This window comes from Bacillus sp. FSL M7-0003, from assembly GCF_038628485.1.
In the GTDB taxonomy this organism is placed as follows: Bacteria; Bacillota; Bacilli; order Bacillales; family Bacillaceae; genus Bacillus; species Bacillus safensis.
Window position 1 is genome coordinate 1,265,965 of record NZ_CP152024.1, and the last position, 23,166, is coordinate 1,289,130.

The window sequence follows — 23,166 nt, forward strand, 5'->3', positions numbered from 1 at the left end:
CAAATAAGAAAGGCAACATATAATAATGGAAAGACAAGCTTGCCTTTTAGATAGGAGAGATAGAGATGAACAAAGGGAAGATACTCGTAGTCGAAGATGAAAAGAAAATCGCAAGGGTGCTGTCACTTGAGCTTGAATATGAAGGATATGAGGTGACAGTCAAAGAGACAGGAATAGACGGGCTTCAGGCTCTTGAAGAAGATAGCTTCGATTTGGTTCTGCTTGATGTCATGCTTCCAGAGTTAAGCGGGCTTGAAGTGCTGAGAAGGGTTCGAAAGACAAATACAGCGACACCTATTATTTTGATTACAGCAAGGGGAAGTGTTCCTGATAAAGTTAGCGGGCTCGATCTTGGGGCGAATGATTATATAACAAAACCTTTTGATATAGAAGAATTATTAGCACGAATTCGTGCACAGCTAAGGTTGAATATACATGCACAAGAAGAAAAGGAGACAGAGCTGAGCATAGCAGACTTAACGGTCAACGAGAAAACAAGAGAAATACAAAGGGCTGGGCAAATGCTTGAACTCACACCGAGAGAATATGACCTGCTTGTTCACTTACTGAACCATCAGCAGCAAGTGCTCACAAGAGATCAGCTTTTAACAGCGGTTTGGGGTTTTGATTATTTCGGTGATACAAACGTGGTAGATGTCTATATCCGTTATTTAAGGAAAAAAATCGATTACCCATTCGAAAAACAGCTGATTCACACAGTGAGAGGTGTGGGTTATGTGATGAAAGGATAAAGAATGAGATTAAAAAATAAGATTCAGCTTTATACGTCGTTGTCTTTGTTTTTAATGGTGCTCTTGTTTCATACAGCCATTTATTTTATTTTTTCGATGACCTTGACGCAAAAAGATATGTCCCGCTTGTCTGAGGTGGCTGAAAATATTGCGATTGCTTTAAAAAAATCAGAGGAAGAGGGTCTTCCGTCCTCGGAGCTGCTGAAGGCGTACCTGCCTCAAAATGGTATGATCCGTGTCGTGACAGAAACGGGAGAGTCAAAACTGACTGTCACAAAGGAATCAACGTTTAGCTCACTGCCTTTTACATACGAATCTGGCCAGACAGCAGAAATCAAAGAATACAATAAGCATATGATTGCGTTCGCTGCTATTCCGGTCATTTGGACAAATGGTGAGATTATGTCGCTTCAAGTATATGAAGAAATCGAAAATACGGAAGAGAACTTAGCGTTATTAAAAATGATTTTAATCGCTACCGGCGTTTTGTTTATTGTGCTTTCCTATTTTGCAGGCCACGTTTTAACAAAGCAAATTGTCAGGCCGATTAGCAGAATGACGAGTACCATGAAGGCAAGTATGAAAGAGAAGGCGTTTAAACGAATTGAATTAACAGGCGATTCAAAGGATGAACTATATCAAATGGGACAAACCTTTAATGAAATGTCCGAGATTCTCGAGAAGCATTATGAAAAAGAACAGCAATTTTTGCATGATGCCTCCCATGAATTGAAGACACCGATTACCGTCATTATGAGCTACAGCAATTTACTCAAACGCTGGGGGCAAACACGTCCAGAGGTTGTAGAAGAATCCTCCCAAGCGATTCATGATGAAGCGAAAAAAATGAAAAGACTGACAGATCAATTACTGACATTGGCGAAAAACGGCCAGCCGTTATACTTGGATATGAAGCCGGTTGATCTTGGTCATTTGTGCAAGCAGCTATGTCATACACTTGAAGTGGCTACCAATCGAACGATTCAATCTCATGTGCAGACAGATCAGCCGCTGATCGCAGAAGGAGACGAAGAGAAAATCAAACAGCTTTTGACTATCTTAATTGATAATGCGGTCAAATATAGCAGAGAGCCAGTTGATGTGACCTGCGGATGGGCAGGAGACAAGCCATTTATTTCAGTGATTGATCAAGGAATTGGCATAAAAGAAGAGGATCTGCCGAAAATCTTTGACCGCTTTTTCCGTGTGGATGAAGCGAGAAACAGTGAGACGGGCGGAACCGGACTCGGTCTTTCAATTGCGAAGCAAATTGCAGAAGAACATGAAGCCGAGCTGAAGGTAGACAGCCGTATCGGCGAAGGAACAGCCATGACCATTCTTTTTCAGAAATAAATGGGTCTTTTCTCATCAATTTCTCATTTCCTCCTTATAAAATAGGAAATAGGAAGGAGGCGCTGCATGTCTAGAAAAACGAAAATGGTGCTTGCGCTCGCAGGATGTCTTGTGATTCTTGCGGCCTTTGCAATGCTCATGATCCAAACCATTGATCAAAAAATATTAACTGAAGCAGAAATGAAAAAAATGATCTCAAAAGACTATAATGGAAACATTACACATATTGATTTAATCAATCATAAACAGGACTACACAATGACGTTGGAAAATGCAAATGGCATCTATCAAATCATTGCATCTTCTGCAAGCGGTCAAATGAAAGAAATTAGACAGTTAAAAAGCTATCAGAAGCCAAATGAAAAAAATGCTGAGCTCCAGGCGGAAGAGGCGGCTGTTAAAAAGGTGAGCGGAACCGTCATTCAAAAAAAGGAGACGTCAGATCGTTTCATTTTTACCATCCAATCAAAAAAAGAATTGTATCAAGTCGAGGTCGGCAAACAGTCATTTAAGGTGCTTGAAGCAGAAAAGAAAAAACCAACCTCTAAAGAAAAGAAGCTCACGAAAATCACCGTCGAGGAAGCCATCCAAATTGCCGTCAAAGAAGTTGGCGGAACAGTGGATGATGCTGATCTTGAAACATTCAGCGGTATGCTCGTATTTGAGGTAGAGCTGGATTTGCCTGACGGCAGAGAGGCAGAGGTGCTTGTGAACGCCTATACAGGAGACATTGAGGGCATTACGTACGAAAACTAATCCTTTTCTCATGATATTCTCATGTTTCTTTCCTTCCTTTATCATCTTGTTTTCTTAAGATATAGAAGAAATCAAACAGAGGAGGAATTGAACATGATGAAAAAAGTACTAGTAGCTACAGCATTAACGGGAACTCTTGTCGCAGGTGGTTTCACACTTCAAGCGCAAAATACAAATCAAACAGCAAACGCCGAGCAAGTCGTGCAAAAGAAATCGTCATTTGTTTCAAAGAAACAAGCTGAAAAAGCAGCCTTAAAAGTGGTGAAAGGCTATGTGGATGATGTGGATCTTGAGCGTAAAAAAGGAAAATGGGTGTATGAGGTCGAGATCAAAAAAGGCGGCTTTGAATATAAAGTATATGTCGATGCAAAAACTGGAAAAGCGCTGAATGATCCAGTCAAAGAAAAGAAACAGAACGTGAAGATCACGAAAAAACAGGCTGAAAAAATTGCTCTTGCAAAAGTAAAAGGCACAGTCACAGATTCTGATCTAGATAAAGAAAATGGTGTTTACATTTACGAAATTGAAATCACAACACCAAGCGGCGAGGAAGTTGATTTTGAGATTTCCGCTAAAACAGGCAAAATCCTGAAGCAAGAATGGGATGATTAAGCTATGACCAAACCTTACACTTTCATGTGTAAGGTTTTCATCGTGTAGACAAACCCTCGCATTCGGTGTCAGGTCTGCGCTCCGGTGCTCACGAATGTTTCATTCGCTCCGCTCCGGTGCTCGCCCTTCCTAGGGCTGCAAAGGTTTTCTATCACGCTGAATAGAAGACAAAGGGCTAAAATAAAGATCATTTTAGCCCTTTGTCAACAATCTGCAAACCTTACACTTTCATGTGTAAGGTTTTTTCATTGGGACAAACTACGGGAAAGGAGGCGAGAGAATATGAAGAAAAAAGAAGAAGAGCAAACAATGGATCACGCGGAATACGTTCCGCATCCTGATGGAGAAGGATATGCTTTGTTTTTGCATGATTCCTTTCATCTCCTCTCCCAAGAGGATATGAATCAGCCGGAAGAGGAATAAAAAGACATGAAAAGGGCGATGGCTGAGCTGTTTATCGCTCTTTTTTTGAAAAGTAAGCGAATACATAAGGATACTTGGCATCTTGCTTATTGACATCATTCCGCTTTTTCTGTAATCTCAGTGTGTTAACAATATGAGACTTCGTTAGGTGAGGCTCCTGTATGGAGATACGCTGCTGCCCAAAAATGTCCAAAGACGCCAATGGGTCAACAGAAATCATCGACATAAGGTGATTTTTAATGCAGCTGGATTTGATCCTATGCCATACAGTGCTAAAGCTCTACGATTGAAGGAGCAAGTGTTTATTTTGTCATGCTTACAAAGCGCCTTCATTCGGTTGAAGGTGCTTTTTTATGAGAAAAGGAGGTGTGGGGATGGATCATCCCGATTCGAGACACATAAAGAGTATGTCAAAAGATCAGATTGACGCATCAGACAGAGGAGATCCTGACCCCCGCACATTCTAAGGGATTCGGGTATCTCCTGACTTTGGGGAGGTAACAGCGATGATACAGAACATTACGTACGATGAACTCATTTTAAGAATCATTATTTTATTAAGAGATGGCAAACGCAAAGAATTTAAAAACATTATGGAAGAACTTCAGCCATATGATATGGCCTATTTATTTAAAGAACTTCCAGAAAAACACCGCGGCCGTTTCCTCAGCTTTTTAACAATCGATGATGTGACGGAAATGATGGGTGAGCTTGAGCGCGAATACCAAGAAATTGTGCTTGAAAAAGTAGGAAAAGACAAAGCCACCTTCGTCACAAACAAAATGGATAACGATGACCTAGCCAACTTGTTTGATGAAATGGATGATGAGCTGAAAGACCAACTTTTATCAAACATGGAGGCGGAGGAATCAAAGGCCGTCCAGCTTCTTATGAATTATCCTGCTGAGACAGCAGGCCGGATCATGACCAACCGGTACGTTTGGATTCCTCAGCACTATACGGTTCAGGACGCAGTTGTAAAGCTGAAAAGCTTTGCTGAAATTGCAGAATCGATCAACTATTTATATGTCATTAATGATCAAAAGCAGCTTGTAGGGGTTCTGTCGTACCGGGATCTCATTTTAGGTGAACCAGATGAAAAAGTGCAGGATCTTATGTTTACAAGAGTCATTGCCGTTGGAGCTTTTCAAGATCAGGAAGAAATCGCAAAGCTGATTGAACGGTATGATTTTCTTGCCATTCCTGTTGTAGAAGAGAACAATGTCCTTGTCGGAATCGTCACAGTCGATGATATCATTGATGTCGTCATTCAAGAGGCAGGAGAAGACTATGAGAAGTTCGCTGCCTCTGGTAAAGATATTACATTCGACACGCCCGCTTTTGTTGCGGCATACCGCCGTCTCCCGTGGCTCATTTTGCTCTTATTCATTGGGCTGATTTCAGGCAGTATTTTAAATTACTTTGAAGATACCCTTCAGCAAGTCGTCGCCTTAGCCTTCTTCATGCCAATGATTGCAGGAATGACAGGGAATACAGGCACACAGTCGCTTGCCGTCGTCATTAGAGGACTTTCAAAAGAAGAATTAACGAAAAAAACCATTATGCGCCTGATTTTTAGAGAGCTCCGAACAAGTATTTACATTGGGATTGTCTGTTCCATCATTATTACAGTCGTCGCAATGGTGTGGCAGGGCAATATGATTTTAGGATTTGTTGTCGGTTCCTCACTGCTTGCCACACTGATTATTGGAACGATGGCTGGTACGATCGTGCCTATTATTTTACACAGATTAAACGTCGATCCTGCGATTGCATCTGGGCCGCTGATTACAACATTGAATGATATTTTATCACTGCTTATCTATTTTGGTATTGCGACAGCGTTCCTTCATACACTTATGTAGCAAGAAGACTGTAAAACATGACGTTTTGCAGTCTCAGCGCGCTGACAAACCCTTGCATTCGGTGTCAGTCCTTGCGTGCCGGTGCTCACGAATGTTCAATTCGCTCCGCTCCGGTACTCGTTCTTCCTTGACTTCAAAGGTTTTCAGATCGCGCTGAAAGGTAGACAAAGGACCATCCCTTGTCCACAATCTAAGACTGTAAAACATGACGTTTTACAGTCTTTTTTTGTATAAAGATTGCATATAGCGCTTCCATCCTTTACATTTTAAGGAGAAGGTGGGAGAGAAACATGAAGAAATTCTTATTCGTTTTGATGTGTATGTTTTTGCTGAGTGCATGTCAAAGGGAGGACGAGGGGAAAGACCGAAGGCTAGTGGCTGCAGAGCATATGCTTGAAGCCATCACCGAAGGAAATAAAAGAAAAATGGAAGACATCTACGTCGAAGGTGCGGTCCCGAGCCCGGATGACATTCTGAAACTGAAAAAAGAATGGGGCATAGACACGCTTTCTTATGAGGATTTTCAATTGGAAGAAGCCAGCATTCATGTGTTCCATGCGAATTACGAAGATGCAAAAACCGGGAAGAAAAAGGCACTTGCCCTGCGGGTGAAAGAAGATCCTGAAAGAGGTGGCGTGCTGATTGACTTTGTAGGGGTTGTAGAAGGTACTGAAGCTTCCTCTAAATAAAAAGAATCGTTCAAAAGAGCGATTCTTTTTTTGTTTAACGATTTTTATACCGAAAGTGTGCGTTAATCTGACCTTCCAGCATTTTTTTCTTAAATTGTCCGCTTTTTAGCGCTTGTTCTTTTTTCTTCATGTCTTTTAAAATTTCAGCTGTCTGCACACCGTCTTCCCGTTTATTGGCGATGTCCATCAAACGTTCAACATCTGCAAAAGAATATTTCCGTGTGCCTCTTGTTGAGCGCTGGGGGTAAATGAGTTTACGTTCCTCATAATATCGGATTTGCCTGACGGAAAGCCCTGTTAGCTCACTGACAATCCCGATTGAAATGACTTTTTTATCTTTATAAGATACATCTTCCTGCGTCATATACTCACCCCTGCAAGTCTTTTCTTCATATTATATAGAACGAGAAGTGAAAAAACCTATCGTTTGTTAGAAAATATAACACAAAAACGAAAAAAATGAAAAAACCATGGGAGGAAAGATTACAGGGAGTGTGCAATACATCTTACGGCGGCATATAATCATGGTGAATTGACATAGGAGGAGGAGCATATGATGGAGGAAGCACAGATCATTCGTATGGCAAAAGAAATCATCGCATTAGATGTGAAGAGGGATGAATTGCTTGAGCAATTCATGCAGGCTGCAGGTCAGAATGCACATGCGCTTCTAAGAGCCATGCAAAATGATTTGTATAAGAAGTCTTCATAAGCACCCGATCCAAATCACTTGATAGGAGGGATAATCGGTGCGGCGTATATTAAAAGAAGCTTTAGCAAAGGAAAGACATTATTATACGAAGCAGCTATGTTCATTAGGGGTTTACAGCCCTGATGCGGCCAAGAACATGACAATTAGTGACCTAAAAAAAGAGTATCATTTCTTTTTCAACAAAACAGAACGCTGTCTGTAAAAATCCCTTGAAATGTGCGTATGTCACATAAAGGGTTCTTTTTTTTGTTTAATATTATAGCAATATTGAATTTTGTAGAAATTTGGCGAATGAAGTGCAAGAAACCATAGATTCTTTACAGATTTTGTTAAAGTGTGTCGCATCTTGATGGTTTGCTGAAAAAGCTTTTTTTCGAGATGATTGTGAAAAATAAGAAGGATTTTAAAAGTTTATATCGAAACCTTATACATAACACGAATGGAGTCACTTATGTGGTTGAAAGGGTTTTCAAAAACGTACTTCTATTTTTTACGAAAGGCTCCAACTGCACCGCAAGACAGCCTTGAAGTTAAAAAAATATTATAAGAGGTAGATATGTGATGAGACTATCGTTTAATGAAGAAGAAGTAGAACGCTCAATGACGCTTTACAAGGTTTTTGCAAGAGCATTTAAAAGCGTTTCAGAACACAGTATTAGAGACAGCAAAGAGCATGGGTTTAATCCAACTGAATTTGCCGTTCTTGAATTACTGTACACAAGAGGTGCTCAAAAGCTTCAGCAAATCGGCTCAAGACTCCTGCTTGTCAGCGGGAATGTGACGTACGTAATTGACAAATTAGAACGAAATGGTTTCATTGAAAGAGAACAGGACCCCAAGGATAAACGGTCGGTTTATGCCCATTTAACGGAAAAAGGGCGAAGCTATCTTGACAAGATTTATCCGATCCACTCACTTCGGATTGCGCGTGCATTCTCTGGTCTGACGCGTGAAGAGCAAGAACAATTGATTAGTCTATTGAAAAAAGCAGGTATTCACAGTCAGCATTTATTATTTAGATAAAACGAAAAGGTGCCATCATTGGCACCTTTTAAATTGTTGACAAAGGGCTAAAGTGATCTTTATTTTAGCCCTTTGTCTTCTTCTCAGCTCAGCGTGACAGAAAACCTTTGAAGTCTAGGAGGGACGAGTACCGGAGCGGAGCGAATTGAGCATTCGTGAGCACCGGCACGCAGGACTGACACCGAATGCGAGGGTTTGTCTGCACGCTGGAAGATGCCATCATTGGCACCTTTTTTATGTGTCAAGCAGCGCCGGATAGGCGATGAATTTTTCAATATCGCTTGCTGGCAGCGGTTTGGCATAATAAAACCCCTGCAGGTCGTCACAGCCCTGGGCAGATAATAGCTGAGCCTGTGCAAACGTTTCAACACCTTCTGCTATCACTTCGAGAGATAACTGGTGTCCCATCGCTATAATAGCCCCTGTAATCTGTTCAGACTTTGAATCACTTAAAATATCCTCAATAAAGGATTTATCAATTTTCAGTCGATGAATCGGTAAATCCTTTAAATAGCTTAATGAGCTGTGGCCTGTACCGAAATCATCAATACTAATGCGGACGCCAAGCTGTTTTAGCGATGTTAACACCTGTTTTGATTGCTTGATATTGTCCATTGTCATACTTTCTGTGACTTCAAGCTCCAAGAGTGACGGTTTCAGGTCGTATTTTTTCAGTGTGAGCTTGATCAAATCAATTAAGTCTTCAGAATTGAATTGTTTCGCAGATAAATTGACAGCCACAGGAATTTTCAGCCCATCGTCATACCACTTTTTTGCCTGTTTGCCAGCCGTATCAATGACCCATCTGCCAATATCAATGATCAGACCTGATTCCTCTGCCAGCTCAATAAAAGCCTCAGGTGATTTTAAGGACCCATCTGGTGCCTTCATTCTCAAAAGGGCTTCAACCCCAGTCATCTTTCTAGTTTTGGCACTGACTTGAGGCTGGTAGTGAAGGACAAATTGCTCTCTTTGAATGGCATCCCTCAGCTCCAGCTCCCGGTTTAACCTGTCCTCACTTAATCTTTCCATGGATTCGGTAAAGAACTCATAACGGCTCTGCTTATGTTTTTTGGATAAATACATGGCCATATCGGCTTTTCTCATCAGCTCCATCCCGTCTTTGCCATTTTGCGGAGAGATAGCGATCCCAATGCTGATTGACGTAATAAGCTGATGGTTCTGGATGAAAAAAGGACGTTCAAATTGATGGATGATATTCTTAGAAAATTGTTCGATTTTATGTGTATCATGATCCATGTGGGGAAAGATCATTAAAAATTCATCACCGCCAAGTCTTGCGATAAAGCCATTGTCCGGTAAACATTGCGTCAGTCTGTTTGCGGCAGCTTTCAGCAGTAAATCTCCTATGTTATGCCCGAGTGCATCATTAATAATTTTAAAACGATTTAAGTCCAGAAACAGAACCGCTGTTGACGTTTTTGACTTTTCTTGAGCGGAGAGAACATCATTTAAATGATTGATGCCGTGGCGGCGGTTAGGAAGCTCTGTTAGTGCATCATAATGTGCCATCACATGAATTTCTTTTTCTGCAATCCGCTGCTGCGTTAAATCTTTTAAAACAAGATAAATGCTGTCGAGTGAATTGTTCACATGAACAGGTATGTAAGTGACATGATAATAATAAAAACGATCTGCTGTTTTCAGTTCTGCTTCACGTGTGATAGCTTTTTTTGACTGAGAAATAAATTCTTCCCACAACTCAGTCGGCATCACATATTGGCTGACATCATCACCAATCTTAGAATTGTACAACTCTAAGATTTGTTTACCAGAGTCATTTGCAGAAAGAACCTTTCGATCGACAGATAGCACGATAATGCCGTCTATATTATGTTTGATAAGCGATTGAAACCGTTGTTCATTTTCTTTCAGCTGATCTGACTGCGTCATGATCCGGTGATCAATATAGGCACCAAAAATCATCAGTGTTTGGACTATAAGTGTCATTAAGCCGACAAAAATCGACAGACTGAATGGCGACATTTCAAGAGATCCACCTATAGCAGCCTGTCCATTTGAATGATAAAACATGGTAGAGGCAGCCATACCAGTATAATGCATACCTGCTATAGCACCGCCCATCAACATTGAACCAAGACCCTTTAAAAGATAATTCTCCCGTTTACTTTTCGTGCGGTCAACACGAAAGAAGAGTTTCAATGAGAAGTAGGAGGTAATGGCAGCAATGAAAAACGAAAGAAAAAAGAGGACTGGATCATAGCTGATTGAGACATTGGCCATTGATTCCATTCCAAGATAATGCATGCTGCAAATAGCTGAACCCATGGTGATTGAACTAATGAGCAGCCGTCTTCTAGAGAGCTGCTTTTGAATGCATATTGAAAAAGCGATCAAGGATCCGATAAATGAGGCCAAAATCGATAAAATCAGTAAGGATGTATCATATGTGATGCCAACACGCATTTGAAATGCCATCATGCCAATAAAATGCATCGACCATATCCCCATTCCCATGATCATTGCACCAATGAGCAGCCATACCTTTTTCTTTGCACCGCTTGACTGTGCTACCCTGCTGGCTATATGAAGAGCTGAGTAGGAGGCGACAGCGGCGACAGCGATTGACAGAAAGACAAGCCATCCATTGTAGCTTCCTGTTAAATGGGTCATGTAAGAAAACCTCCTGTACTTTAAAACAAACATATACTTAATATATCGGATCGAATGGCTTCTGTGTTCACCTTTCCTTCACTTAAATACAACAATCAACGTTTTTTTCACCCTTCTTTTATAGTAAAATCAAATTTAATGTAAAAAAACGACGAAAAGCGAATCGTTTCTTCGGTTTTATTCGTTTAATATATGGTGTGATTCTAAAAGAGATAGAATCAGTCAAATGATTATGTGTGAAAGGGATTGATAAACATCGAAGATTTTATTATTTCTTTAGCTGATGCCTTTAAGAACTTGTCATACTTTGGCATCTTCCTCGCATTATGCATTGAATTTGTACCTGCTGAAGTGGTTTTGCCTCTTGCGGGTTACTGGGTCTCAGAAGGGGACATGGCCTTTATCGGTGTTGTGGCGGCCGGCTCTATTGGCGGTGTGGCTGGTCCTTTGACCTTGTACTGGTTAGGACGTTACGGCGGCAGACCCTTTTTAAATAAATATGGAAAGTACTTTTTTATAAAACCTGAGTCGCTTGATAAATCGGATGCTTTCTTTGAAAAGCATGGCGGATTCGTCGCATTCAGCGGCCGGTTCATACCAGGAGTCAGAACGCTGATCTCCATCCCGTGCGGTATTGCCAAGATGAATGTGTGGGTCTTTTGCCTGTATACCTTTTTGGCAATTACACCAATTACGTTTGTGTATGTGTATCTTGGGTTTATGCTTGGGGAGAATTGGAAAGAGGTTGGCGCCATGATAGATCCTTATCTTTTACCAATTGGGATCGGTGTTGTGTTATTGTTTGTTGTCTACCTATTGATAAAACGAAGAAAAAGAAAAACAGAAACGCCAACTGCCTAATCAATGGATCGAACAGAAAGTCAGCTGTTGACAATCCAGTGTCTATTGATTATGATATAAGTAATCTAAATATTCTAAATCCCGCCAAAGGGGAGTAGCGTCCGGTTTTTACCGGAAACAAAGTCGTCATTACATGGACTGATGTTCATCGGCTTTGTTGGCATGAATCTACATATCACATGTCTAGCAAGACCTTTGCCATTACAGGCAAAGGTCTTTTTTGCATTCATAAGCCTTTGTCTGTTGTGGGACAATAGATAAAAACAAGGAGGAATGATGATGGATGCAGCTATTATTTTAGAGTACGGGTGGGTTCTGCTCGTACTGATTGGATTAGAAGGGATTTTAGCAGCTGATAACGCGCTGGTCATGGCCGTGATGGTCAAACACCTTCCTGAAAAACAAAGAAAAAAGGCATTGTTTTACGGACTTGCAGGTGCGTTTGTCATGCGGTTTGGTTCTCTGTTTCTTATTTCGTTTTTAGTGGATGTGTGGCAAGTTCAAGCCATTGGTGCAATTTATCTTCTTTATATTTCCATTCACCATATTTTAAAATCGCACGTATTTAAGAAAAAGGAAACTGAAACAAATGTGAAACAAAGCGGCTTCTGGGCAACAGTCGTGAAAGTAGAGCTGGCTGACATTGCTTTTGCCGTAGATTCCATTTTAGCGGCCGTCGCTTTAGCTGTGACACTGCCAAAAACAAGTCTTCCGCAAATCGGTGGACTCGATGGCGGTCAATTTATTGTCATTCTTTTAGGCGGTATCATTGGTCTTGTGATTATGCGATTTGCAGCAACTGTCTTTGTGAAACTGCTCAAAACAAGACCGAGCCTAGAAACAGCAGCATTTGTCATTGTCGGATGGGTGGGTGTGAAGCTCACGCTTTATACACTGTCACATCCAGCTATTGAGGTCGTATCGTCTCATTTTATCCATTCAGCATTATGGAAAGTCATTTTCTGGACAGTGCTTCTCGCAATTGCAGCATTTGGCTGGTTTTTATCAAGTCCATCAAGAAAAGGCGGGCAGGAAAACGAGGAGAAGCAAGAGGCACGCCTGGGAGAGTAGGTTTTTTGAAAGAAATATCATTTCATTTTCATAACACGTATATTACAAATAAGGGGGAGATACCCCCTTATTTCTTTGCTTTTAGACGAAACATTGTAAAGTAGATGGTGACATACATGTCATAATTGAGTAACAGGAAATGAATTCCTCATTTCTTCCTTTGCGCTTCCCTCATAAATTAGCTATCATAAATGAGTAATATAGGGAGAACTGAGGTGAAACCATTGCTTAGCCTTTTGTTTAAAAAAGGAAAGAAAAAGCAAACATTAGAGCAGTCGGCTATCAGTATTCAACAAGGTGATATCGAACTGCAAAATGCATTAATAGAGCAATACAAACCATTTGTCGCTAAGACGGTTTCATCCGTTTGTAAACGATATATAGATGAAAAAGATGATGAATTCAGCATAGGCTTAATAGCCTTTAATGAAGCGATAGAAAAATACTCTGCCGAAAAAGGAAACTCACTGCTTGCTTTCGCAGAATTAATTATTAAAAGAAAAGTGATTGACTATATTCGAAAAGAAGCAAGAAATGCGCCAACGGTTCAAATGGACCTGCAAGAAAGTGAGAACGGCGAATACTCTCAAAGCATGATTGAAGCCGAGCTCTCCGCAAATGAATATAGGCGTTTAATTGAACAAGAACATAGAAGAGAAGAGATTGAACATTTTAAAGAACGATTGAAAGTATACGGTCTCACGTTTCAAGAGCTGCTTGAGCATTCACCAAAGCATGCAGATGCCAGGCAAAATGCCATTAAAGTAGCCCATACACTCGTTGAACACGATGAGCTGAGAACCATTTTATTTCAGAAGAAACAATTGCCTGTCAAACAGCTGGAAAAGTTAGTGGAAGTCAGCCGCAAAACGATTGAGAGAAATAGAAAATATATCATTGCGATGGCGATCATTATGACAGGTGATTATGTGTATTTGAAAGATTACCTTAAAGGGGTGCTTAATTCATGAGAAGAGGCATTATAGTAGAGAAAAACAAAAAATATGTCACGCTGCTGACCCCTGATGGACAATTTCTGCGGACTAAATATGAAGAGCAAAACTATGAAATCGGCCAAGAAGTGACATTTCCGAATGAATCACGTCTCGAAAGAAAAAGAGCCGGTTTTTTTGACCTGCTTCGTTTACGTCCGTTAAATGCAGGAATCCTATCAATAGCAGCGATTATTGTCGTAATTTTTACTATGATGCCATCTTTCTCAAGTCAAAAAGCATATGCGTATATGACAATTGATATTAACCCAAGCTTTGAGCTGAAGCTTGATCACAATTATCAAGTGATCGGTGTCACACCGCTGAATAAAGATGCAAAGCAAGTACTGGCGAGTATGAAGGATTTAGAAAAAAACGACATGACCAAAGTCGTCCAGGAAATTATAGATGACTGTGACAAAAAAGGATATGTGAACCATTCTAAAAGTATTTATATTTCAACCGTTTATGAAAACAAGCAGGACAATACATATAAAACAAACGTAAAAAGCAAAATTAACACCATTTCTGGTGAATATCAAAAACGCAATTATAAGCTGGAAACTGTGGAAAGTGACATGGAAACAAGAGAAAAGGCTCAAAAGGCAGGTATTTCAACAGGAACATATATTAGAAATCAAGAAATGCAAGATCAAGAACATGAAGACATCAAAAAGGATGAAGACGGAGCAGATAACGATGCTGTGAAGGAAGAAGATCCTAAGAAACATGATGAAGAACAAGCAGAAAAAGACAAACAAGAAGACGTAAAGACAGACGATAGCGAAGAGATGCAGCCAGATCAAGAGGCTCCTGAAGCTGAGGACAAAGAGCAGAAGGAGGCAGAGAGGGAAGAGCAAGGATCTGTTCAAAAGCCTCAAAAACCTGATGATGCAAGCAAAGACAACAAGATAAAGGAAGAAAAGGATCATTCTTTCGATAAAGAGCAAAAAAAAAATCAATCAACTAATCCTGATGAAAGAAGACACTGGAACGGCACATCACGTGGTGATGCGGAAAAACATGCAAAAAAAAACGGCAGGGATCAGAACAATCCATCCGCTGAACAAAAAAGAGAACATGTGAAGCAAAAAGGGAAAGGTGCACCGTTTCCTTATCGCGATAACCGGCATGAGCACACATATGAACAATAAAAAACGCCAGATTAGCTCCGGCGTATTTCACCATGTCTTTATTTAGATTGATTGCCCATTTGTGATTGAGCCTGTTGAACGAGTCTTTTTGTGATTTCACCGCCAACAGAACCGTTTGCACGTGAGACTGTATCTGAACCGAGAGTGACGCCAAATTCTTGAGCGATCTCGTATTTAAATTGATCTAAAGCTTGTTCTACTCCAGGAACAAGAAGTTGATTTCGATTTGCCATGTCATATTCCTCCTTTCACCTCATGTTTGTTGCGCCTTCTTATTTTGAAAAAAAAGCCGCACATTTATGCTGGCAATTGCTGTACAAAAAACCGAGATGATGAAGGTCACCTCGGTTCTTATTTATCCCTTATTCAGCTGAAGCGTATTATACATCATTTCTTGAGCTGTACTTTGCAAATGAGAAGTAAATACAGAGAAGACGGTAGAACTGATAATGCCTTTAATCAAATTCCATTGGCTCTTCGTCAATTCTGTAAACTCGTCATGGAGTTTGTCTGTCTGCTCCTCAGTTATTTCTCGTAAATTTGTTTCCTTTAATGGAAATTGTGTATGGTGATAAATAAAATCAAGGACGTGCGCATATGCTTCATAAAAACGGATTGGACTAATAATATCATCTGTTCGATCTGTGATGGTGTTAAATAAGGCAGATAAGATCATACGAATGGTATCGAAGTCAAAAACTGATTTTAAATCCCTGACAATTAATAAAATAACGACCTGATCAATAGAGTACTTCTTGCCAAGCTCTGGATGGCCAATCATATCTTTAATATCACGTTTGATCCAATTTTGAATCGCCGTCGATTTAAGAGAAGTCAGCTCACACAAGTTGCCAAGCTCAACAATTTCATTTGTAGAAAGACCATGCTCTGATTTTTGCTTCCGCCGTTCAAGCTTCTCAAAAAAAGACGGGATCTTTAATTCATCATAGTCATGATCCTTGCCATTTTTTACAGATAGTTTCAAAAGCTGAAGCGGAGTCAGATCTCCCTCTCCTTTTAGAGAATACAGAAGTCTTGTCATGTCAATTCTCGTTAATTTAAAAGTAACCATGTTCCACCTCATTTGTACGTCAAAACGTGATTATTGATCTAATTCAACATCATAGTCTCTTTTTGATGAAAATGCAAAATAAACTCAAATTCAAACCTGTGCGTCACAATTTGTACACTTTTCTGCTGGGGCAAATGTCGTAAATATTGATGTGATGGGGCTTTAGCCGTTATGATAAACAGAGAAAGTGATTCCTTTTTCCTTGCAATTTGAGACGTTTATTTTTATAATTTTATTAATAAGTTCATTTGAACTTAATATGACAGCGGAGGTTATGTATGGGTAAGAGAATATTTCTGTTTATATTAACGAACATTCTTGTTATCACTACGATTGGTATTGTACTGTCGGTTATTAGTGCAGCAACTGGTGTTGGTTCTTATATAGGAGCAGACGGAAGACTTAATATCCTTTATCTTCTTGTATTCAGTGCAGTTGTTGGTTTTGTTGGCTCGTTTATGTCACTTGCAATGTCTCGCTGGATGGCAAAAATGATGATGGGTGTACGCGTGTTAAATCCAGAAAAGGATTCATTAACATATGATGAGCAGCAGCTTGTTGACCGCGTGCACAGACTTTCAAGAGCAGCAGGCCTTTCTAAAATGCCTGAGGTTGGTATTTATCAATCATCTGAAGTCAATGCATTTGCAACAGGTCCTTCTAAGAGAAGATCACTTGTTGCGGTATCAACTGGATTGCTTCATGAAATGGATGATGCAGCAGTTGAAGGTGTAATCGCCCACGAAGTCGCTCACGTTGCGAATGGTGATATGGTGACGATGACGCTGCTTCAAGGAATCGTCAACACGTTCGTTGTGTTCCTTTCAAGAATTGCGGCATGGATCGCAAGCCGTTTTGTTTCACGTGAAGAGCTTGTGCCGATTGTTCACTTTATCGCTGTGATTGTTTTCCAAATCATTTTCTCTATCCTAGGAAGCCTTGTCGTGTTTGCATATTCTAGACACCGTGAATTCCATGCAGACCGCGGCGGAGCCGACCTTGCAGGTAAAGACAAAATGATTCATGCGCTTCGTTCACTTGAGGCGTACACGTCAAGAATCAAAGATGATGATCAAACAGCAGTCGCTACGCTGAAAATCAGCGGTAAACGAAAAGCTTCTCTTTTCTCAACACACCCTGATTTGAACGAAAGAATCAGAAGACTAGAAGCAAAATAAGAAAGACGAAAAGACATTCTTTAACAGGATGTCTTTTTCTTTTTGATGAAAAAGAAAATAAAGCATAAAATAGCTTTAAAATCATGTCTCTTTTCATTAAAATGATAAAGGTATTCGAAAAGATAGATAAAAGAAGGAATGACAATGAATCCTATAAAAAAGCTAATTGACCGGCTGTCAGCTTTTCAGTTGATTGCCCTTTATTATTTTCTTGCTGTGACCGTGTCGTTTATTCTTCTCAGCCTGCCAGTGGCTCATCAAGAGGGAGTCAAATGGACATTCATTGATGCCTTGTTTACAGCGGTGAGTGCGGTAAGTGTTACAGGACTGACTGTTGTCGACACCTCACAAACATTTAGTGTGGCAGGGATGTGGATCCTTGCGTTTGTTCTGCAAATTGGAGGCATCGGCATTATGACGCTCGGTACCTTCGTATGGCTTGTCATGCGAAAAAGAATTGGAATTAAAGAAAGAAAGCTGATCATGGCAGATCAAAACCAAAGCAATTTATCTGGAATTGTGAAACTAATGAAGCAGGTCTTATATTTAATTTTGCTGATTGAGTTTGTCGGCGGGCTGATTTTAAGTATGTATTTTCTCAAGTATTACGATGTGCAAAGCGCTTTCTTGCATGGCTTCTTCTCAAGTATTAGTGCGACAACCAATGGGGGCTTCGATATTACAGGGAGTTCTCTTATCCCTTACAAAGATGATTATTTCGTCCAGTTTATTACGATGCTGCTGATCATCTTTGGAGCGATTGGCTTTCCTGTGCTTGTGGAAGTAAAAGATTATTTGTTCAATCAGGACCGTAAGCACGCATCGTTCTCATTGTTTACAAAAATCACCACGCTCACGTTCGGCGGCCTTGTCGTTGTTGGAGCGATTGGAATCTATGCACTTGAAGCCGGGTTTAGCTTTGTAGGGAAAAGCTGGCACGAAATCTTGTTCTATTCTTTGTTTCAATCGACTGCAACAAGAAGCGGGGGGCTGACAACGTTAGATATTACGCAGCTGACGGAACCGACGCTTTTATTTTTATGTATGCTCATGTTTATCGGGGCTTCCCCAAGCTCTGTGGGGGGCGGCATTCGGACAACTACGTTTGCTCTTAATTTACTCGCCTTGTTTCATTTTGCTAGGGGAAATAAGTCCATTAAAATCTTCAAGAGAGAGCTTCATCAAGCGGATATTAATAAATCCCTTATGGTAACCATGATGGCGTTTATTTTGGTCTTTGGCGCTACGTTCCTGTTATCCTTAACAGAGCATAATACACTTCTTGAAAATTTATTTGAAGTTTGCTCTGCTTTCGGAACAACGGGGCTGTCGCTTGGGATCACCTCAGATCTCACTGTGTTTGGTAAATGTATTATCATGGTGGTCATGTTTATTGGCCGGATCGGTATTCCAAGCTTTTTATATTTAATAGGCCGGAGAGAAAGCGAAGCAAATTATCATTATCCGAAAGAGCGCGTCATTATTGGTTAAACAGCATTCCATTTTGAATGCTGTTTTTTTATTTCCATTATCTAACTGGCTAAATCATATGGGATGTTCGCAATCTATAGGTAAGAGGTGAACGAGACGTGCTGGATGTATTATGGAAAGCAATTGTCATGCTGCTAGTTGGTACCTTGCTGCTGAGAATAGCAGGGCCTAAATCCATTAGTCAATTAACTGTACAACAAACAGTGATTATGATTTCAATCGGATCGATTATTATCCAACCCTTTATTGAGCATAATTTACTTGAAACCATTTATGCAGCTACCATCTTTATTGTGGCACTTGTCATTATGGAAAAGCTGTCAATTCAATCGGATTTTTTTGAAAAATTGCTTTCAGGAAAATCGGTCGTGATTTTACAGGATGGCGAAATGCTTGATCATAAGCTGAAGAAAACAAGGCTCACAAGGGATCAATTTAAAATGCGTTTAAAGCAGCAAGGCATCACTGACATCAGCTGTCTCAAAAAAGCCACGCTAGAAGCCAATGGACAAATTGGCTATGAGTTAAAACCTGAGGAAAAGCCAGTGACGGTCAAGCAAATGAAAGAACTCCTTGACCAATTAAGAGAAGAACTAAACCTGTCAAAAAAGGACTGAATGCAGATGAAAAGAAAAGCAGCGAAAAATGAAGCATTAACAAATAATATGACGCCGACAGAAAGCATGGCACATGATCAAGGACAAACTCAATTTGACGAACAATCAAGAGATCGTCAGGCAAACCGAAATTCTCATAAAGGAAAACAAGGGGGAGCATCTCGTGACTAAGAAGCATATGAAGAGCAAAGAGATGAAGGACCATAAAAAGCCAATGGACCCAGATATTTTAGAAGAGGAATTTGGCAGTGAGCTTGGAGATATTAACAGCAGCAAATGGATTGATACATTGGTGAAGCCAAAGAAAGATGCTGCATGTCAGCAGAATAAGAAATAGAAAAAAACGATCCATGAAGGATCGTTTTTTATTTGATATAACTGCCTTGCCTGCCGGTGATTGTTCGCATGAGATTGGTCATTTTGAGCTCAATCACTGGCTGTGCAACGGTTTTGACAAAAGTGCTAGACAGGGTAAAGGTTAACAAAATGGTCAGCAGCAATAAAATGAGTACACTTGCTGCATTTAGCGCCCAGTCATCAAACCAAGTGGTTCTTAGCAACTTGATCACAAAGCCATGTAATAAATAAACATATAACGTTCTTGTTCCCCATTTTGTAAAGAAGAAACGGCGTGTTGGAACTAATGCAAAGAAGCTGAATGTAGCGCCAAATGCAAGCAAATACCATGCCATTCGTTTCATCGCCGCAATCATTCCTTCATCTCCAAGAGAAGCATACGACTTTGAGCCAAATAAGAAGGAATAATCAAATTCATAGAAGTAGCAAAACAGGAACACAGCCATTAATACAAAAAGTGCTGCAAGCTTTCCTTTGCTTGTACGGATGAATTCAAAATGCTGCTTTTTTAAATAAAATCCAGCTAAAAACATAGGCAAGAAGACAAACGTACGTGATAAGCTGAGTGTATCGCTGATGCTGTCCACATAACCGACAAGTAATGCAATTGATAAACTGACGATCATCGCCCAGTGGAACGGCAGTTTTGAAAAAGGAATAAGCAGCAAGTTCCAAAAGAATAAACTAATTAAAAACCATAAGGACCATTGCGGATCAATTGGATTTAAATTGGCCATGCTTTGATCCTGTAATAGATAATAGTAAACCGAATAGATCACCTGAAAGATTAAATATGGGATGATCAGCTTAACGGCGACTTTTTTCATAAAGCCCGGTTTTCTAAACCCTTTTGCAAAAAAGCCAGAAACTAAAATAAAGGCGGGCATGTGAAAGGTATAAATAAACTTGTATAAATAGAGCATCCAGTCATTATCATGAATGAATGATCGTAACAAATGACCAAAAACAACTAGAAAAATCAGAAGGAATTTCGCATTATCAAAATAACTATCTCGTGAAGATGCCATAACATCACCTTTCCTGCTCGTTTTCGAACATAAATGTTCTAAGTGCACTGTTCCCTTATTTGCCTCATTCTAAAATACATTTTCGCTTAATTCGCTATTTGATGTGAAATTGTAGAACGGTTGTAAAAGAAGCGTAAGAAAAGTGAATCGTTATACAATCCTGTCATCCAAATGAAATAAATGAGACAGTCTTCGTGTAAAAAGTTATCTTTTTTTATGAGTCGAATGAAGGAACAATGAAAATATTGTAGAAATATTGTAGAGGAATGAGGCTGGAAAAGGAGTGTAAGAGAATGACTGAAACGCTCGATGGCAATAGGTTAACCCCTGCGGGAGATATCAGAAAATTAGAAAAAGAGAACGAATATTTGCGAACTGAGTTGATGCAGCAAAAAATGCTGTTAAATAAGACGCTAGATGCCATTTTTATATTTGATCAGCACCTCAACATCATCCAAGCCAACGAAGCAACATGCAGGCTTGTCCAGACACCGAAAGAAGATCTCCTCAATAAATCCGTTCTAGATTTCCTATACGGCATCCCGAAAGATAAAGTTGAATGCTCACTCGATCTATTTTTTCGAAAAGGTACGTTAAAAAGAGAAATCTCCATTCAGCTGGAAAATGGCGAAACAAAATACATTGAATTTGTCGCAGAGCACGACACCATGAATCAGCAATATATAGTGGTTATGCGAGATATTTCATCAAAGAAAATATTAGAACGAGAACGCTCCATGAATGAGCAGCTGTTCAAAGATTTGTTTGACCGAGCGATTGATGGGATGGTCATTTTTGATCAGGATGGCTGCATGATTGATGCGAATCATTCTTTTTGTCAGAGCTTTGAGCTGCAAAAGACTGATTTAACCGATCGCTATTTACATGAATTTGTCGAAGAAGAAAATCTTCCCGCCTTGCAGCACCTTTTGACGTCACTTAAAGAAACAGGAAAAGCAAAAGGAGAGCTTCCTGTTACTCTACAATCTGGCCAGCACAAATTATTCGAACTCACCATTACATCAAATGTGATGAGTGGTTTTTATATGTCCATCATGCGGGATATTACAGAAAAAAGGCTGATGGAAGAGAAGCTGTTAAAAAGTGAAGAACGCTTTAGAGAAATTTTCGAAAATGCAATGGATGCCATCATCATATGGGCGGACGATGGAGAGATTGTGAGAGCCAATGAATCAGCCTGCCGAATTTTTGAATTACCAATGCACTCGCTGATTGGCAAAAAACTTACCGACTTTCTCGTCAAATCTGATAAGAGATATAGACCAACAAGAAGACGCTATATCCGGAATCATGAAATAAGGGAAGAGCTATTGTTCAAAATGGCAAATGGACAGTATAAAGAGCTTGAGTTTACATCAAAGCATGCGGTATTAGAAGGACAGCACTTAACCATTTTACGTAATGTAAGTGATCGAAAAAGAATGGAGCAGGAGCTGCGCGAAAGTGAGCTTAAATTCCGCAAAGTATTTAATGGATCAATGGACGGCATTGTTCTTTTTGATAATCAATATCGAATCATTGAAGTCAATCCATCTGCCAGCGAGCTGCTTCAATTGAAGGACGATCATTTAACAGAAATGAATCTTTTCCACATCCTTGCCCCTTATCAAATAGAAAATTTGGCTCAGCCTGCCGAGGCGATGTCATTAGATGAAATGGATAATGAGGTTCCGTTTGTACTGAATCATCCAGATCAGCGTATCCTGGAATTCTCTTTTAAACGCAACATTATCCATAATATGAATTTGGCGATCTTTAGAGATGTGACAGAGCGGAAGGAATTAGAAGAGCGGGTGAGAAAATCAGATACCCTTCATGTGGTCGGAGAGCTTGCCGCTGGAATTGCTCATGAAATTAGAAACCCGATGACAGCCTTAAAAGGCTTCATTCAGCTGTTAAAAGGAAATATAGAAGGGGAGTATTCGCTCTATTTCAATGTCATCACATCAGAGCTGAAAAGAATTGAATCCATCATCACCGAATTTTTGATTTTAGCGAAACCGCAAGCCATTGTATATGAAGAAAAAAATGTGGTGCAGATTGTGAAAGACACGATGGATCTTCTGCACGCACAGGCGAATCTTGGCAATGTTCAAATGCATCTCAATGTGCTGGATGAGATTCCGCTCATTTATTGTGAACAAAACCAATTAAAGCAGGTCTTTATTAACATTTTAAAAAATGCAATTGAAGTCATGCCGCGCAAAGGAAATGTTTATGTGAGCATTCAGCGGAAGGGCGAGGAGCATATTGTCATTTCACTGCGTGATGAAGGCTGCGGAATGGCAGAAGATAAGCTAAAGCGTCTAGGTGAGCCTTTTTATACAACGAAAGAAAGAGGAACTGGACTTGGCTTAATGGTTAGTTATAAAATTATTGAAGAGCATCAAGGAACTATTGAGGTAGAAAGTGAGGAAGGCGTAGGAACCGTCTTCCATCTCACGCTACCACTTAGGCAGCAGAAACAAGAAGGAGAGCAGTAAC

Annotated in this window: 25 protein-coding genes and 2 riboswitches; of the genes, 20 read left to right on the forward strand and 5 right to left on the reverse strand. The window is 40.1% G+C overall.

Annotation, left to right across the window (positions count from 1 at the left end):
• Positions 1–65 precede the first annotated feature (65 nt).
• The 7 genes from MHI23_RS06405 to MHI23_RS06435 all read left to right on the forward strand — a co-directional run bounded on the left by MHI23_RS06405 (position 66) and on the right by MHI23_RS06435 (position 6,450).
• A complete protein-coding gene (locus MHI23_RS06405; protein WP_024424649.1) occupies positions 66–752 on the forward strand; it encodes a response regulator transcription factor in 687 nt (228 codons plus the stop codon).
• A 3-nt stretch (positions 753–755) separates the two neighbouring features.
• Positions 756–2,105, forward strand: a complete 1,350-nt coding sequence (locus MHI23_RS06410; protein ID WP_056766267.1) for an ATP-binding protein — start codon at positions 756–758, stop codon at positions 2,103–2,105.
• A 66-nt stretch (positions 2,106–2,171) separates the two neighbouring features.
• Positions 2,172–2,861, forward strand: coding sequence for a PepSY domain-containing protein (locus tag MHI23_RS06415; protein ID WP_342492387.1), 690 nt, complete (start codon positions 2,172–2,174; stop codon positions 2,859–2,861).
• A 93-nt stretch (positions 2,862–2,954) separates the two neighbouring features.
• Complete coding sequence (locus tag MHI23_RS06420; protein ID WP_024424652.1) at positions 2,955–3,473, forward strand: PepSY domain-containing protein; 519 nt, start codon at positions 2,955–2,957, stop codon at positions 3,471–3,473.
• Positions 3,474–3,755: 282 nt separating this feature from the next.
• Entirely contained in the window at positions 3,756–3,896 is a 141-nt protein-coding gene (locus MHI23_RS06425) for a hypothetical protein (protein WP_003212346.1), read from the forward strand.
• 133 nt (positions 3,897–4,029) lie between these two features.
• Positions 4,030–4,194: riboswitch (M-box (ykoK) riboswitch) on the forward strand.
• A gap of 208 nt (positions 4,195–4,402) precedes the next feature.
• Positions 4,403–5,761 carry a magnesium transporter gene (mgtE, locus tag MHI23_RS06430; protein ID WP_024424654.1) on the forward strand — a complete coding sequence of 453 codons (1,359 nt, stop codon included), beginning with the start codon at positions 4,403–4,405 and terminating at the stop codon, positions 5,759–5,761.
• Positions 5,762–6,051: 290 nt separating this feature from the next.
• Entirely contained in the window at positions 6,052–6,450 is a 399-nt protein-coding gene (locus tag MHI23_RS06435) for a hypothetical protein (RefSeq protein WP_024426817.1), read from the forward strand.
• Between the two features lie 34 nt (positions 6,451–6,484).
• On the opposite strand, the gene MHI23_RS06440 is transcribed toward MHI23_RS06435, so the two are convergent.
• On the reverse strand, positions 6,485–6,814 hold the full coding sequence (locus MHI23_RS06440; RefSeq protein ID WP_024424656.1) for a MerR family transcriptional regulator: 330 nt from the start codon (positions 6,812–6,814) through the stop codon (positions 6,485–6,487).
• Between the two features lie 192 nt (positions 6,815–7,006).
• Here MHI23_RS06440 and MHI23_RS06445 point away from each other — a divergent pair, with 192 nt between their 5' ends.
• The 3 genes from MHI23_RS06445 to MHI23_RS06455 all read left to right on the forward strand — a co-directional run bounded on the left by MHI23_RS06445 (position 7,007) and on the right by MHI23_RS06455 (position 8,185).
• Entirely contained in the window at positions 7,007–7,162 is a 156-nt protein-coding gene (locus MHI23_RS06445) for a hypothetical protein (protein ID WP_087977671.1), read from the forward strand.
• A 37-nt stretch (positions 7,163–7,199) separates the two neighbouring features.
• Positions 7,200–7,364 carry a hypothetical protein gene (locus tag MHI23_RS06450; protein ID WP_024426818.1) on the forward strand — a complete coding sequence of 55 codons (165 nt, stop codon included), beginning with the start codon at positions 7,200–7,202 and terminating at the stop codon, positions 7,362–7,364.
• Positions 7,365–7,720: 356 nt separating this feature from the next.
• Positions 7,721–8,185, forward strand: a complete 465-nt coding sequence (locus MHI23_RS06455) for a MarR family transcriptional regulator (RefSeq protein ID WP_087975546.1) — start codon at positions 7,721–7,723, stop codon at positions 8,183–8,185.
• 234 nt (positions 8,186–8,419) lie between these two features.
• On the opposite strand, the gene MHI23_RS06460 is transcribed toward MHI23_RS06455, so the two are convergent.
• Entirely contained in the window at positions 8,420–10,840 is a 2,421-nt protein-coding gene (locus MHI23_RS06460) for an EAL domain-containing protein (RefSeq protein ID WP_125586319.1), read from the reverse strand.
• A gap of 246 nt (positions 10,841–11,086) precedes the next feature.
• On the opposite strand from MHI23_RS06460, the gene MHI23_RS06465 reads away from it, so the two are divergent.
• The 4 genes from MHI23_RS06465 to MHI23_RS06480 all read left to right on the forward strand — a co-directional run bounded on the left by MHI23_RS06465 (position 11,087) and on the right by MHI23_RS06480 (position 14,918).
• On the forward strand, positions 11,087–11,701 hold the full coding sequence (locus tag MHI23_RS06465) for a DedA family protein (protein ID WP_025092317.1): 615 nt from the start codon (positions 11,087–11,089) through the stop codon (positions 11,699–11,701).
• A gap of 77 nt (positions 11,702–11,778) precedes the next feature.
• Positions 11,779–11,949: riboswitch (yybP-ykoY riboswitch) on the forward strand.
• 31 nt (positions 11,950–11,980) lie between these two features.
• The gene (locus MHI23_RS06470; RefSeq protein WP_342492388.1) at positions 11,981–12,772 is read left to right on the forward strand and encodes a TerC family protein; all 792 of its coding nucleotides are present in this window, start codon (positions 11,981–11,983) and stop codon (positions 12,770–12,772) included.
• Positions 12,773–12,987: 215 nt separating this feature from the next.
• Positions 12,988–13,743 carry an RNA polymerase sigma factor SigI gene (gene sigI, locus MHI23_RS06475; protein WP_003210952.1) on the forward strand — a complete coding sequence of 252 codons (756 nt, stop codon included), beginning with the start codon at positions 12,988–12,990 and terminating at the stop codon, positions 13,741–13,743.
• Positions 13,740–14,918 (forward strand): anti-sigma factor domain-containing protein, encoded by a 1,179-nt coding sequence (locus MHI23_RS06480; protein ID WP_149125709.1) that lies wholly within the window; start codon positions 13,740–13,742, stop codon positions 14,916–14,918. Before sigI ends, MHI23_RS06480 begins: the two co-directional genes overlap by 4 nt.
• Before the next feature lie 38 nt (positions 14,919–14,956).
• Here MHI23_RS06480 and MHI23_RS06485 read toward each other — a convergent pair whose 3' ends face one another.
• Both MHI23_RS06485 and MHI23_RS06490 read right to left on the reverse strand, forming a co-directional pair.
• Positions 14,957–15,151 (reverse strand): alpha/beta-type small acid-soluble spore protein, encoded by a 195-nt coding sequence (locus MHI23_RS06485; protein ID WP_024424662.1) that lies wholly within the window; start codon positions 15,149–15,151, stop codon positions 14,957–14,959.
• A gap of 122 nt (positions 15,152–15,273) precedes the next feature.
• A complete protein-coding gene (locus tag MHI23_RS06490) occupies positions 15,274–15,990 on the reverse strand; it encodes a DUF1836 domain-containing protein (protein WP_025092320.1) in 717 nt (238 codons plus the stop codon).
• Between the two features lie 278 nt (positions 15,991–16,268).
• Between MHI23_RS06490 and htpX the strand changes: the two genes are divergently transcribed.
• The 5 genes from htpX (at position 16,269) to MHI23_RS06515 (ending at position 19,613) form a co-directional block, all read left to right on the forward strand.
• The gene (gene htpX, locus MHI23_RS06495) at positions 16,269–17,168 is read left to right on the forward strand and encodes a protease HtpX (RefSeq protein WP_024424664.1); all 900 of its coding nucleotides are present in this window, start codon (positions 16,269–16,271) and stop codon (positions 17,166–17,168) included.
• A 144-nt stretch (positions 17,169–17,312) separates the two neighbouring features.
• On the forward strand, positions 17,313–18,659 hold the full coding sequence (locus tag MHI23_RS06500) for a TrkH family potassium uptake protein (RefSeq protein ID WP_080652937.1): 1,347 nt from the start codon (positions 17,313–17,315) through the stop codon (positions 18,657–18,659).
• 98 nt (positions 18,660–18,757) lie between these two features.
• Positions 18,758–19,276 carry a YetF domain-containing protein gene (locus MHI23_RS06505; protein ID WP_024424666.1) on the forward strand — a complete coding sequence of 173 codons (519 nt, stop codon included), beginning with the start codon at positions 18,758–18,760 and terminating at the stop codon, positions 19,274–19,276.
• Between the two features lie 6 nt (positions 19,277–19,282).
• Positions 19,283–19,447: a hypothetical protein gene (locus MHI23_RS06510; RefSeq protein WP_087975542.1), complete on the forward strand. Its 165-nt coding sequence runs from the start codon at positions 19,283–19,285 to the stop codon at positions 19,445–19,447.
• Positions 19,440–19,613, forward strand: coding sequence for a hypothetical protein (locus MHI23_RS06515; RefSeq protein WP_166644678.1), 174 nt, complete (start codon positions 19,440–19,442; stop codon positions 19,611–19,613). Before MHI23_RS06510 ends, MHI23_RS06515 begins: the two co-directional genes overlap by 8 nt.
• Positions 19,614–19,641: 28 nt before the next feature.
• On the opposite strand, the gene MHI23_RS06520 is transcribed toward MHI23_RS06515, so the two are convergent.
• The gene (locus MHI23_RS06520; RefSeq protein ID WP_041116436.1) at positions 19,642–20,661 is read right to left on the reverse strand and encodes an acyltransferase family protein; all 1,020 of its coding nucleotides are present in this window, start codon (positions 20,659–20,661) and stop codon (positions 19,642–19,644) included.
• Positions 20,662–20,954: 293 nt separating this feature from the next.
• Here MHI23_RS06520 and MHI23_RS06525 point away from each other — a divergent pair, with 293 nt between their 5' ends.
• Positions 20,955–23,165, forward strand: coding sequence for a PAS domain-containing sensor histidine kinase (locus MHI23_RS06525; RefSeq protein ID WP_034623371.1), 2,211 nt, complete (start codon positions 20,955–20,957; stop codon positions 23,163–23,165).
• Position 23,166: the final 1 nt, after the last annotated feature.